General features: G+C 54.8%; 7 protein-coding genes. 4 read left to right on the forward strand and 3 right to left on the reverse strand.

Annotated features, from left to right (window positions below; all coding sequences use genetic code 11):
• Window positions 1-179 precede the first annotated feature (179 nt).
• Both Mal52_RS13925 and Mal52_RS29785 read right to left on the reverse strand, forming a co-directional pair.
• Window positions 180-983 (reverse strand): biotin--[acetyl-CoA-carboxylase] ligase, encoded by an 804-nt coding sequence (locus tag Mal52_RS13925; RefSeq protein ID WP_197534904.1) that lies wholly within the window; start codon window positions 981-983, stop codon window positions 180-182.
• Window positions 984-1,167: 184 nt separating this feature from the next.
• Window positions 1,168-1,548 (reverse strand): hypothetical protein, encoded by a 381-nt coding sequence (locus tag Mal52_RS29785; protein WP_197534905.1) that lies wholly within the window; start codon window positions 1,546-1,548, stop codon window positions 1,168-1,170.
• A 443-nt stretch (window positions 1,549-1,991) separates the two neighbouring features.
• On the opposite strand from Mal52_RS29785, the gene Mal52_RS13930 reads away from it, so the two are divergent.
• From Mal52_RS13930 to Mal52_RS13945, 4 genes are all read left to right on the forward strand, one after another.
• Window positions 1,992-6,785: a LamG-like jellyroll fold domain-containing protein gene (locus Mal52_RS13930; RefSeq protein WP_197534906.1), complete on the forward strand. Its 4,794-nt coding sequence runs from the start codon at window positions 1,992-1,994 to the stop codon at window positions 6,783-6,785.
• A 276-nt stretch (window positions 6,786-7,061) separates the two neighbouring features.
• The gene (locus tag Mal52_RS13935; RefSeq protein WP_145376812.1) at window positions 7,062-8,783 is read left to right on the forward strand and encodes an aldehyde dehydrogenase; all 1,722 of its coding nucleotides are present in this window, start codon (window positions 7,062-7,064) and stop codon (window positions 8,781-8,783) included.
• A gap of 99 nt (window positions 8,784-8,882) precedes the next feature.
• Entirely contained in the window at window positions 8,883-9,548 is a 666-nt protein-coding gene (locus Mal52_RS13940; RefSeq protein WP_145376813.1) for a 3-keto-disaccharide hydrolase, read from the forward strand.
• Window positions 9,549-9,643: 95 nt separating this feature from the next.
• Window positions 9,644-11,065 carry a bifunctional folylpolyglutamate synthase/dihydrofolate synthase gene (locus tag Mal52_RS13945; protein ID WP_145376814.1) on the forward strand — a complete coding sequence of 474 codons (1,422 nt, stop codon included), beginning with the start codon at window positions 9,644-9,646 and terminating at the stop codon, window positions 11,063-11,065.
• A 128-nt stretch (window positions 11,066-11,193) separates the two neighbouring features.
• Here the strand turns inward: Mal52_RS13945 and Mal52_RS13950 are convergent, their stop codons facing one another.
• Window positions 11,194-13,524 carry a prefoldin domain-containing protein gene (locus tag Mal52_RS13950; RefSeq protein WP_145376815.1) on the reverse strand — a complete coding sequence of 777 codons (2,331 nt, stop codon included), beginning with the start codon at window positions 13,522-13,524 and terminating at the stop codon, window positions 11,194-11,196.
• Window positions 13,525-13,537: the final 13 nt, after the last annotated feature.

Below are 13,537 nucleotides of genomic sequence, written 5' to 3' on the forward strand. Positions count from 1 at the left end.
CTCGCAGTCGTGAAACCTAGAACCAGTTTCAAAGCCCGGTTGTGCTGGTGATAGACATTAAAATCTAAGACTCCACGCAACGCGTCAGAGGGTTTTGAAACCAATTGTAAGAAGAATCGGCCAACACGAATTATAGCACGCCCGTGGCCTCAATGGCATCGTCGAATCGCGGGGGAGGGTTATTGAAAATGTTTGACGATGCCATGGGTGACGCGTTCAATTCCCGAAGGGGTCCGCAGTAACAGCCCCCCTTCTTCGTCAATACCCTGGCAAATACCGGTGATGCCGTGTTGGTGGTTTTCGATGTAGACCGTTTTTCCCCGCAGCAGGGAAAATTCCTCCCACCGGCGAGCAAGTTGCGGATCGCTGGCTGAAAGCCAGTTGAGGCGTTGCTCGAGCATTTGGAGAATGTCGATGAGGATCTCGGTGAGTTCGAATTTGTTGCCGACGGTATCACTCAGTGAAGTCGCGGTGGCTTGTAATTCAGTCGGGGCGGATTTCAACGAGTTGTTCACATTCAAGCCGATGCCGATCACCAGGATGTCACGGCGCTGCGGAGGGACTTCGACTAAAATTCCGCACACTTTTTTATTGTGCAGGAAGACATCGTTCGGCCATTTTAGTCCGATGTCCCCCTGGGGGAATCGCTGTCGCAAAGCCTCACAAACGGCGACGCCGACGGTGAGTGAAATTTGCGGGTGGCGCGCCACAGGAAGTTCCACAGCGTCGGGGTTGACGAGTACCGAGAAGGTCAAAGCCCCGGCGGCCGACCACCATCGATTGGCTCCCCGTCCGCGACCGCCGGTTTGTGCGGCGGTGAGCACCAGACTAGGGGTCACGACGAACGGATCATTGGCCAACTGTAACCCGCGATCATTGGTCGAAGCCAACGTCTCGTGGAAGTCGATGGACTGGAGGAATGTTTCCGATGCAATGCGGTCTAAGTCAAACGCAGCCGGAGTTGCCTCATCAGCAGAGTTCATATGTTTGACGGCTCGCACGGGGGGGCGGAGAAACGGGGGGCGATGACATTTGATAGCATAAGTTAGTGGACCGGCGGACATCCCGCAAATGCTACCGGCCGCGCTACGAAAAACGGCCTCGGTTCCGAAGTTAGGAACCGAGGCCGCAATTGGATCATCAGTATCGAGGCGTTGTGTTGATCGCCTATTTTTGGTTTTGCTGGTGGAATTGTTGCAAATTGCCAAGCAGACCATTGAGGTCGGTCCGTCCTGATAGGACGAGCTGCTCGCCGAGTTCCAACTGACGGTTGAGACGTTGGATGTGCAACAAGCGTTCGATTTGGTCCTGATCAGCGAATCCAAGTTCGACGGCGATTTCGCCAAAGAACTTGCCGTGCCCATTGGTTTCCTGAGATTCCAGGATGTGGTCGATTTGTTCAACGGACAGCAATCCCAATCGCAGCGCGAGTGCGCCGGTGGTGTTTCCGACGTTGGCCCATTCGCCCGGGACGGGGACTTCACCCTCTTCGAGTCCCAACTGCGTTTGCAGAAATTCGGTAAACGGGTCGCAGGTGGCTGCAATCATGATTTCGTTTTCCTTATGTATGGTTGGGGCGTTGCGCGCCGCCGGTGGCATTCGCGAAGTCGTCCCCATGCATAGTGCCCAAACGTCGGCGTCCGAAGTTTTTATAGAGTCTTGAACGCATACCAATTTGCTTGAAGCATAGCTCAAATGCTGCGAAACGCGGCCTTTCACCGCGATTTATGCAGTTTTCATGCAGGCCGCGCCCGATCATTCCGGTTTTTCGGAATTACCAGAACAAATTTGCCCTGCATGGTTTTTCGACCTAGGTTTGAAATGCGAATCCCTATCTTTGGGCACGGGGCATTTTCTCCGAGAGCGGTGATCGTTCGGGGAATGGTGGGCAAACGGGTTGGGATACGAGGTTCTTGTATCGTTGAATTAGAGGTTGCCTTCAACGATTTGCAAATAGCTAGATTTCTAGCGACTACGTTATGGGGCATTTTATGAGTCGGCAGGATTTTCAACAAAAGCTCGATCGTATTCTGGGGTGTCCTGCGAACCTGCTAAGCCCGCGCCTGCGTCGCGCCCTCGGCTTTGACAAGGTTGAATACGATCTTTATATGGCCTCAGCGGACGGCCGCTCCAATATCCAGCAGAAGCTGGATCGTATTCTGGGAAGCGGAGCGGGCCAACTGCCGTCTCGGGTCAAACGTGGACTCGGTTTTGAGTCGTTGGAACAACGCTTAGTGATGAGCGCTACGTTGGGCGCCGGCGACGAAATCTTGAACTGGACCGACGCCGATGGCAATACGCAAGCCCTGGATGTCACCAGCGGCAGTGTGGAAGTTCATTTCACTGATGACGTAGGGAATACCGGTGACATCACCGAAGTGCGGTTGCTGTCCAATGGTGCCGGATTCGATGTCTCGACGTCGAACATCGATCTGATTAACTCCAACGGAAACCAACTCGGCGCTCTGAATATTGGCGTGAACGTTGGCGGAGAATTGGCCGATACCGATGGCACCGTCGATACGATCACGGCATCCACGTCTATTCAAGGTCCCCTCTTCGTCGATGGGGATGTTGGCAGCATTGATGTCGGCAGCGACGTACAGGACTCAATCACCGTCACCGGCGACCTCGATTCCATTCAAGTAGGTGGTGAAATTCTGGGCGATGTCTCCGCGGGAGAAGCTCAGGGGGAGTTTTCGTTATCCGATAACGACTTCTCGTACAATACAATGTTCAGCGAATCGAACGCCGTGACGTTCGACGGGGCCACAGATGGCATCGAGACGCTCGATGAATCCGCACAAGCGGTCCGTGCCATGTCGCCGTCGCAATTCCGGTATCTGACGGCAGAGCAAGTCCCGGATTTGTCTGTGGAACAAATCACCGGCATTACCAACGCGTATTACTTCTACAACATGTCGTCCGATGCGCGAGGCGCATTGAACGCCGAACAAGTGCAGGCGCTGGATACGTCGATCGTAAACATCGGCTACTTGACGTCGGTGCAACGTGAGGACCTGACCATCGAGCAGGTGCAAGCTGTGTCAGTCCCCAACCTGCGGTACTTGCCGGCTTCGCAAGTGCAGCACATTACGGTCGATCAATTATCGGGCATCACCAACGCGTATTACTTCTACAACATGTCGTCCGACGCGCGAGGCGCATTGAACGCCGGACAAGTGCAGGCGCTCGATACGTCGATCGTGAACATCGGCTATCTCACGTCGGCGCAGCGTGAAGCCCTGACCGTCGAGCAAGTGCAAGCTGTGTCAGTCCCGAATCTGCGGTATCTGCCAGCATCGCAAGTGCAGCACATTACGGTTGATCAATTGTCGGGCATCACCAACGCGTATTATTTCTACAATATGTCGTCCGACGCGCGAGGCGCGTTGAATGCCGAACAAGTGCAGGCGCTGGATACGTCGATCGTAAACATCGGCTACTTGACGTCGGTGCAACGTGAGGACCTGACCATCGAGCAGGTGCAAGCTGTGTCAGTCCCCAATCTGCGGTACTTGCCGGCATCGCAAGTGCAGCACATAACGGTTGATCAATTATCGGGCATCACCAACGCATATTACTTCTACAATATGTCCTCTGATGCGCGGGGTGCGTTGAACGCCGAACAGGTGCAGGCGCTGGACACGTCGGTGATAAGCATTGGCTATCTGACGACGGCGCAGCGTGAGGATTTGACGCCCGAGCAGGTACAAAATCTCTCAGCTGCGAATTTTCGTTATTTGCCCGCATCGCAAGTGCAGCATCTTTTGCTGGAACAACTTGCGGGGATCACGAATTCATATCACCTTCACAATATGTCAGTTGCGGCGCGAGACGCGTTGTCACATGCCCAAATTGGGGCTTTGAGTAGCACGTTGGGCGGGTTTGGCTACTCTGGGTCCGCCGGCGATGATTCACTGACAGGTAACGCAAACAGCAATCACATGGAGGGTTTGGATGGCGATGACACCATTTCAGGTTTGGCCGGAAATGATGTGCTCAACGGTGGAGCCGGCGACGATGTGTTGCTGGGGGGTACCGGTGACGACCTATTGATTGGCGGCGGCGGAAACGATGTGATGCAGGGGGAAGCGGGGGATGACACCTTTCGCTTCGACGGCGCAGCCGGGGGCGATGTGTATACGGTTAGTGGAGGCGAGGGGCAGGATGCGATCGACCTGCAAGATTTCTCTGTCGACGACATTCATGTTGAGGCGGATCGCATTCGCGTGAACCTCGACGGCGGTGGACAGTTTACGATTCATCACGATGGTATCGAATCGATCGTGCTGTCCGATGGCAGCTATGCTATATCAGCATTCTTGTCGGTCAATGCGAGTTCACTGGATCTGATCGCGCATTGGAAACTGGATGGGAACGCGACGGATGCGACTGGGAATGGACATGACGCCACAGTCCTGAATGGCGAAGGCGACGAGTTCACAACCGGCCTAGTCGGTGATGGTGCGGCGCATTTCGATGGCGAGAATGATCTCATCCAAACCCCCAGCGGCGAAAGCCCACAATTGACGGGCGATTACACGACATCAGTCTGGATCCGTCCCGATGCATCGCAAAAAGACTGGGCCGGGATCTATGCGGCGACCAATGCCAGCGGCTCGACGAATCATTGGAATCTGCAATTCGACAATTCGGCGCAACGCAATATCGTCATCTATCACGCCAATAGCGGAAGTTGGGACACGGGAATTAATCTTGCGGATGTCGCCGACGGCGGATGGCACAATATCGTCGTGGTTCGAGAAGGAACGACGATGTCGGTGTATCTCGACGGTGAACTGGCGAAGACGGGCACATACAATTCCAATCCGTTGGGCAATGCCGATCACTTCAATATCGGCGGCGAACGAACAAGCTTGAACAAATACCTGTACTCAGGCGACATCGACGATGTACGCATCTATACCGGAGCGCAACCCGAAGACGTGCTTGAGTTCCTGTTTCAAACAGATAATGACACGCCGCAAACAACGGGAATCAGCGACGTCAACGTGACGGAAGATGCGGCCGATACCGTGATCAATCTCCACGATGCGTTTAGCGACCAGGAGGATACCGACGGCGAACTCACGTATGACGTCAAATGGATCACGAACGCAGCGTTGTTTGACGGAATGATCATCGACAATGCGGGCAATCTGACAATCGACTACGCCGCCAACGCTTCCGGCACAGCGGAGATCACGATTCGTGCGACTGATGCGGATGGAAAGTTTGTCGAATCGACATTCCTCGTCAACGTTGAGGCCGAGAACGACACCCCGGAAACATCGGGATTGTCCGACGTCCATGTCACGGAAGATGCAGTCGATACAGTGATCAATCTGTTTGATGCATTCAGCGATGTCGAAGATGCGGACAGTGATCTGACATTCAGCATTGAAGGCAACTCCAATCCTGCATTGTTTGACGGCGTCACGCTTGATGCTTCAGGGAAATTAACACTCAATTACGCGGCCAACGCATTCGGCACAGCGGAAATCACGATTCGTGCGATGGATGCGGAGGGGGAGTCTGTTGAATCGACATTCACCGTCAATGTGGCTGCCGAGAATGATGGCCCTGTGACGACTGGTTTGGATGTCGTCAACGTGACCGAGGGGGCTAACGATACGACCATTGACCTGACCGCCGCCTTCGACGACGTTGAGGATGGGGCTGATGGCTTAAGCTACAGCGTAGCGGGGAACACAAACGCCGCCCTATTCGATGCAGTGACAATCGACGGAGACGGGAATCTGACGCTGGACTATTCGGATAAGGTGTCTGGTTCGGCGGAGATCACGATTCGCGCGACGGATGCGGGGGGGAAATATGTGGAATCGACCTTCATGGTCAACGTCGCAGCCGCGCCGGTGATTGTGCAAGAGAGCAACGAAGAACTTGTTGAAGAGTCAGAAGTTGTTGAGTTGCTTGGCGATGAAACGGAGCCGACTGACGAAACGGAGCCGACTGTCGACACAGTGAACGATTTGATGAACAAATATTTCAATGACGCTGTGCCCCGGCAGGCCGGAATTCGTTGGTTCTCCACGACGGATGAATTTAATTTGCCGGCAACGTTCCTGAACGGCGCTTCCAAGAACGATGTCCCGTTAGGGTTGCTGTCCCAGTCCTATTCAGGATTTCATGATTTCAATGACTATTTCAAGGATGCACAGTCGCCTGAATTCTACGGCAACAACGATCCGCTCTACGACCAAAGCCAATACGGGTCCGGCCAAGAGGCGCTCGAGGAATGGCTGAAGAAGCATCGACTGCGAACGGGCGACAGCAAACCCGTTGAGACTCCTCCGGGGCAAGCCGACGGTGACGCACCGGTCGAGGGCTACAATTATGAAGGTGCAAATGGGCACGAAAAAAAGCATGTGTCGCATCAACCTGAGGCGGCCGATGAGTCGGGGCAACTCAACGAGTGGGATGTGGACCAAGCCCGGAAACTGATCCACGAGGATGGTCAGGAGTTGCTTTCTCCGGGGCTATCATCGAATGAGGCGACACCGTCACAAGCGTTGTCCGATCACAGGGTCACGGAAAACGCTGCGATTGTCGGCTCATCGATAGACCTGGAGTCGGCTGATACGGACAATTCTGAGCAAAACGTCGGCTTTTTTGAGCGCGGTGTCGAATTGTTAGCTGCCGCCGCAGGAGCTGTGGTTGTGGGATCATCAATCCGCGGTAGCGACGATGACGTCGACGTCACTGCTTCATCCATCGCGCCGCGCGATCGGGGGCGTCAAAACGACCCGCCGCGCCCATAGCCTGCGATTGCCCCATTGGGGGCGATTTGAATCGGGGCAGACTCTTCTTGTGGTGAATTCCGGGTTGAAATCTGGAATCGCACTTACGCAAAACGTGCATCGGGCGATATGATCCGTTAGGATACGACGTCGTCATCTTGCAACGCTTCGCTTGGTCAACCACGGCCCAGCTTGGGTCCGCCAGTGCGCTGAGCATTCTTAAGTGGTGCCGGTGCCCTTTCGTGGCGTGATGAAGACGTCCTGATTTGTCCCGAATCCAACAGGGAGGCCGATCAAATGAGTGTCGTACAAGCTACCAGCGAACAAAAATACCATACGTCGCTCGATGAAATCGATCGCGCTTTAGAGGAATTAGAGGCCGCCAAGTCCCGATTCCAACAGACTTCGCTCAACGAGTGGATGAACCTCGTCGAAAGCTGCATTCCCACCGTTGTCGACAGCGCGCGCGAATGGGTCGATGCGGCTTGCCAAGCGAAGGGGATCGCTCCGGGGAGTACAATCCGGGCCGAAGAAATCACGGCCGGGCCGGCAGCGGCGCTGCGCTACTTGCGGTTACTGCATGACAGCCTGAAGGATATCGCCAAACAGGGCCGCCCACAGCTTCCCGGACCAATTCGGCAGGAACCGGGCGGGCGTTTGTTCGTACGATTGGCTCCGGTCAAGCGTCGTCACGATGCCTTGTTGTTCACGGGAACGACTTCCGATGCCTACATGGCAGCAGGCGTTACCGCCGAAAGCGTGGCTGTGCAAGAAATGCCTCCGCACCTGAGCGGACAAGGGGGCTCGCCACGGATTTCGTTGGTCTTGGGTGCCGGCAACGTCTCCTCGATTGCCATGACTGATACGCTGACAAAAATCTTTCAGGATGGCTGTCTGGTCTTACTGAAGATGAATCCGGTGAATGAGTACTTGGGACCCATTTTTGCAAAGGGCTTGGCACCGCTCGTGGATGCAGGATTCTTAAGAATCATTTATGGCGGGGCAGAAGCGGGGCAACATGCGATCGCCCACAAATCGACGGACGAAGTACATATCACCGGCTCGAACTTCAGCCACGACGCGATTGTGTGGGGGCCTCCCGGGCCGGAACAGGACCGTCGCAAACGGGAAAACGATCCGGTCTTGGATAAACCGATCACCAGCGAATTGGGCAACGTCACGCCCTGGATCGTCGTTCCCGGCGACTACACGGAAAAGCAACTTCAGTTTCAAGCGGAAAACCTGGCGGCTTCGGTGATGAACAACGTGTCGTTCAACTGCTTGGCGACGAAGGTTATTGTCACCTGGCGCGACTGGCCGGACCGGCAACGATTTCTTGATAAACTCCAAGCGATTTTCGACAGCACGCCGCCCCGTCAAGCCTACTATCCAGGAGCAGCGGACCGCTTCCGGGAATTCGCCGGCAAGGAACCCACCGGTGTTCCCGAAGGGACATTGCCCTGGACTTTGATTCGCGACATCAATCCGGATGAGTCTCCGATGTATGTCGAGCGGGAATCGTTTGTGTGCGTGACGACCGAAACCGCACTGGAGGCCGACTCGCCGCAAGATTTCCTCAAAGTCGCCGCCGATTTTACGGAGAACCGTTTGTGGGGCACATTGTGCGCTGCCGTGATGGTGCCGCAATCATTTCGCAAGTCGGGAGAAAACAAAAAATTATTCGACGAGTTTCTGGCCCGACTGCGTTACGGGGCCATCGGCGTGAATCAATGGCCTGGATTGGTCTACGGATTGATGACGCCGCCCTGGGGGGGACATCCCGGTTCGACGCTCGACGATCCGCAAAGCGGCGTGGGCTGGGTGCACAATACATTTTTACTGGACGGCATCGAAAAGACCATTACCGAAGGACCGCTGACCGCTTCCCCCAAACCGGTTTGGTTTCCAACCCATAAGAACCCCGAACCGATTTCTTGGAAGCTGGTCGACTTTTATGCCAAGCCCTCGACGTGGAACTTAGTGCGCCTGCTCGGTTCGGCTGTCAAAAATGGCCTCTGATTTGTGGTTGTAAACTTTCCACGCAGCTGGCTGGTTTGCGTGGGATCGATTCGCGGACTCGTTCTTAATGGTTGTCCCAATTTTTCAGGAATGTCATCAATGCAGCGACTGTTCCCCTGGAGTCTTCTATGTGTCTGTCTGATTGGGCTTTCGGGCCTTGTCTCCGTGCACGCTCAAGATCAACCGAAAAAGGTTGGAGCAACCGAACCGGGATTTCAATCGATCTTTAACGGCAAAGACCTCACGGGCTGGGAGGGGAATCTTAAGCTTTGGAAAGTGCGCAATGGAATGATCGTCGGCGATTCGCCCGGAATACGTCAAAACGAGTTTCTCGCCACCAAAAAACAATATGGTGATTTTGAATTGCGGCTGGAGTTTAAATTACATGGCGGCTCGGGCAATTCAGGAGTCCAGTTCCGGACCCGTCGCGTTCCCGAGAGTAGCGAAGTTGAAGGGTATCAGGCGGACATTGGGGAGAACTATTGGGGGTGTCTTTACGACGAACATCGCCGCCGCAAAGTGTTGGCCCAAGCCGGGCCGGAATTGAAGGATGTCTTAAAAAAGGACGACTGGAACGAGTACGTCATCCGCGCGCAGGGCGACCACATTGTGCTCAAGATCAACGGCGTTACGACTGTCGATTATCATGAAAAGGATCCGCAGATTGCCCGTTCGGGGATTATTGCGGTGCAGGTCCATAGCGGCCCACCGCTGCGAGTCGACTTTCGGAAACTGAGGATTCGCGAGTTGAACAAAAACAAATAGCTCCGCGCTGGTCACGATTGCCCATTTACTAAACCTAGTATTGTTTCGAGAAGCCTCGACGCCGGTCACGGTTGGCCCATTCACCGGGGATTTTGATGACAGAGGATAGACTGACGTATCGGCAGGCCATCGATTATTTGATGGGGCGGATCAACTACGAACGTTTGGGAGCTCACCAGTATTCGGCGCGCGATTTGAAACTCGACCGCATGGGGGCGCTGTTAGAAGTCTTGGGCAACCCACAAGATTCGCTGCCGGCTGTGCATATTGCAGGGACCAAGGGCAAAGGTTCGACGGCGATGATGACCGCGGCGATGCTCACCGCGGCCGGATATCGCGTCGGCTTGTACACATCGCCGCACATCACGCGACTGGAAGAACGGATGACGGTCAATGGCCGACCGCCGAGTGAAGCGGAAATGGTTTCGCTGACGTCTCAGTTGCGGACCGCGGTAGAGGCCGTCGATGCGCAAGGTGAATTGGGGCCGCTGACGTATTTTGAAATACTCACGGCGATGGCTTGGCTGCTGTTTCGCCGTGAGAATGTGGATATCGTCGTCTTGGAGGTGGGACTGGGGGGCCGTTTGGATTCCACCAATCTTTGCCGACCAGAAGTGACGGTCATCACCAGCATCAGCTTGGACCACACTCAAATCTTAGGGTCGACCTTGGATAAAATCGCTCGCGAAAAAGCGGGCATTTTGAAGCCGGGCATTCCGTTGATTTGCGGCGTGACTGACCCCCTGCCCCGAGAAGCCATTGAGCAAATTGCCACTGAACGCGGCGTACCAATTGTGCAACTGGGGCAGGAGTTGAGCTTTCAATACACATCCCAAAGTGACTCTGTGTCGCCACCGCAGGGAGTGGGGGGAACGTTGTCAGTGACCGTCGGAGAGCAGGTCTTTTCGGACATCCGGCTACAAGTGTTGGGGGCTCATCAAGCTCATAACGCGGCGATGGCGACGGCAGCGGTTTTGCAGTTGCAGGAGCGGGGCTGGAACATTCCCACGTCGGCGATTTACTCCGGGTTGCAAGCGGTCACCTGTCCGGTGCGAATGGAGGTGATCCGAACTGACCCACTGACGATCTTGGACGCGGCCCACAACATGGCATCGATCCGTGCTTTTGGCGAAAGCATTCAGAGCACCTTTGCCAATCAGCGAAAACTCTTAATCTTTGCGACGACAAAGGACAAACCGGTCGAAGAGATGCTGCGCTATTTAATGCCACGCTTCGATCAGGTCGTGTTGACGCAATATCTCAACAATCCGCGCCGGTTAGGGGTTCGTGAATTGTCCGCTGTGGCGCGCGAGGTGACCGAGAGCGAATTCGTCGTGGCCGAAAGTCCCCAAGAGGCTTGGAAGATTGCAGCGGGGCAAGCGTCCAGCATGGATTTGATTTGTGTGGCGGGTTCGTTTTTTATCGCCGCTGAAGTGCGCGAAATCTTGTTGGCGCAGCCGACAGAGATGGGAGATTCGGCGGAGCAAGCCTCGACGGTGATTGGGCCACCTTGCTGAGATGCTGCCACTTTGCCCAATAATGCATCAACGCCCAGTAATGCATCAACGAAAAAGGCGACTGCCGTTTTAACGACAGCCGCCCGATTGATTGTCAGACCTCATTTGTCATAATCGTGACGCGTGGGTTAACGTCGTCCGCGTCGTCCTTTACGCAAGGCATTGGAACCGCGATCAGCGCCGCGTCCACGGTCTTTGCCTCTTCCACCAGGAGCAAAGCCTCGATCGTCTTCGCCTGTGTCTCTGAGGTCTTCGTATTGTTTACGAACACCCGTGAGGATCCCTTCCAGCCGCTCGCGTTCTCTTTCTTGTGACAGAGAGTCCAAGCGAGCTGCAGAACCGTCTTCCTTGACGACGAGTGCTTCAGAAGGAATACCGATTGATGTATCTCGATCGGTGCGAATGCCTCGACGGTTCCCCAGAGCTGCCTTGAGGTCCGGGTGGTCCGCCAAGTTGATCGTGGGTTCTTCAGTGGCATCGACCAAGGCCATGCTGCTTGTAAAGGTGGCGAGTTCGCTATCGAAACTCGGTTTGGCAAGATTCAGCACCAGCGTGTTTTTCGTGCCGCCAAGGAATTGGCCGAATATGACCCGCATTTTGTCGTTAATGACGGTGCCCAGTTCTTGATGCCATTGATAAATTTCAAAGTTGGCACCGTTGCGGCCCGGTGCATCACCGATGGTCGCGTTGGCGACAAAAGCGTGCGTGTCGGGAGGAATGACGACCACTTGTGACGGTTCACTCCAATCGGATTCACGCGTTTCTCCTTGGATCACCGCTTCATCGTCGACTTGTTCGCGTTCGTACGCCTCAAAAGCAGGGTTATTGAAGATCAGCTTCACGCGATAACGATACGCTTCACCCGGTTTGACAGTGAAGTCTAGATAACGAAATAACAAGACGCGTCCAATAGCGGCTTGAATTCCTTGAGTTTGCAGGGGATCATCCAGTACGTCTAACATATTTCGCTGACGGTTGACCGCCATGCGATTTCGAACGTTTCTACGGTTACCTCGGGTTCTACCAAAACCGAGACTACTTCTGCCGTCACCATCGTCATCCTCATTGCGGCCACGCAGCATGCTTCTGCCGCGAAGTCCGCGGCCCCTTCCAGAGCCTCCTCCGCGTGTGATATCAAGACCGGTATAAGCACCGCCTGCCGGGGGGGCTTCGAGGCCGAAAATTTCCTTGACGCGATCATCAATAGTTTTGGGGGACTGACTGACCTTCTCACGGAGCTTTTTCATCTGCTCTTCCGTGGCGCGATTACGGAGCTCGGAGATTTCCATTTGCAACTCGGAAAAGCCTCCCTTTTTGCTGTTATCATTTCGCTCCAGTTCATCAGCCTGTTCTCGCAGACTCGTGATCATGCTTTCAAGTTGTTCGCGCTCATCATCCGAGAGTTTGAATTGCTCCAGTCGTGGATGGGTCGCTTCTTCAGTCCAATATCCTTCCAACCGAGGTGGCAGAGGCATTGTGATGTAGTGGTTGGTGACCCGTGGATCGAGGATTGGCAACGCAAATCCTGAAGCATCGGCGAGCACGCGGACCGCTTCTTCGATGTCCAACTCTTCCCAGTTCTCTTCTCTCCAGGGATTCTCGCCAGGGACGGCACGTTGACGTTGGATTCGAAAACCGCGGAATTCCAAATGTTGGTCCGCATCGCTGGGGAGTGGCAATCGCAGTGCGCGAGCCAAATTCAATCGTTGCTGCCGGACATCAAACAATCCACGGATTGCAGCAAAGCGTTGACCCCGTGCTTGGGTGTAAGCGACCTCCTCGTAATCGTCTCCGAACCGGTTATTGCGTGAGCCGGTTCCGCGTCGGCGTAGACCGTTGGGGCGCCGGCCACGAATGTTCAGGTTCACACCGCCATCACCATCATCATCGTCATCGTCTCTCCCTTTTCCAGCGTTCGGGACACCACGTCGCCGGTACCGGTCTTCACGTCGCTTTCTACTCAAGTCGAGGTTGTCAGTTGCATCCCCTTCTACATCGCGGCCAGTTTCGGCGGCCAATTGATCGGGATACATCGCGGCCTGTTCCGGCGACAATTCCATCAAGAAAACACCTGCGCTCGCCACCAACTCCTCAACAGGGCTCCATTTGGTATCGGTGATGAGTTCTAATGGCTTTACGAGCGGTTCGATAAACGGAACGCGGTATTCATAAGGTGCGATATTCATATTCGCGACCAACGATTCGGCCTGTCCGAGAAAATCTTGCAGCGGGACTTCTGCTTGCTTGTCCTCTGGCCAATTACTTTGGGCAATTTGCGTCTTGGCGTCGGCGACCTCTGCTTCTAATTCCGCAGGTGTGCGTTCATCACGCGACCAGTCGGTCGAGACGAGGGCGATCAAAATAATTGCGGCGACACATGCCGCGCCTATTTTCTCCCCATGATTGACGAAAAACGCCTTGATGTTCTTGCCCTTCAGCATGTCACCGAGATTTTTCACGGCTGACTCCTCG

This window comes from Symmachiella dynata, from assembly GCF_007747995.1.
Classification (GTDB): domain Bacteria; phylum Planctomycetota; class Planctomycetia; order Planctomycetales; family Planctomycetaceae; genus Symmachiella; species Symmachiella dynata.

Excerpts from the sequence above, each read along its gene's own strand:
- Mal52_RS13925 (WP_197534904.1), bottom strand. The coding sequence starts at position 983 with ATGAACTCTGCTGATGAGGCAACTCCGGCTGCGTTTGACTTAGACCGC.
- Mal52_RS29785 (WP_197534905.1), bottom strand. The coding sequence starts at position 1,548 with ATGATTGCAGCCACCTGCGACCCGTTTACCGAATTTCTGCAAACGCAG.
- Mal52_RS13930 (WP_197534906.1), top strand. The coding sequence starts at position 1,992 with ATGAGTCGGCAGGATTTTCAACAAAAGCTCGATCGTATTCTGGGGTGT.
- Mal52_RS13935 (WP_145376812.1), top strand. The coding sequence starts at position 7,062 with ATGAGTGTCGTACAAGCTACCAGCGAACAAAAATACCATACGTCGCTC.
- Mal52_RS13940 (WP_145376813.1), top strand. The coding sequence starts at position 8,883 with ATGCAGCGACTGTTCCCCTGGAGTCTTCTATGTGTCTGTCTGATTGGG.
- Mal52_RS13945 (WP_145376814.1), top strand. The coding sequence starts at position 9,644 with ATGACAGAGGATAGACTGACGTATCGGCAGGCCATCGATTATTTGATG.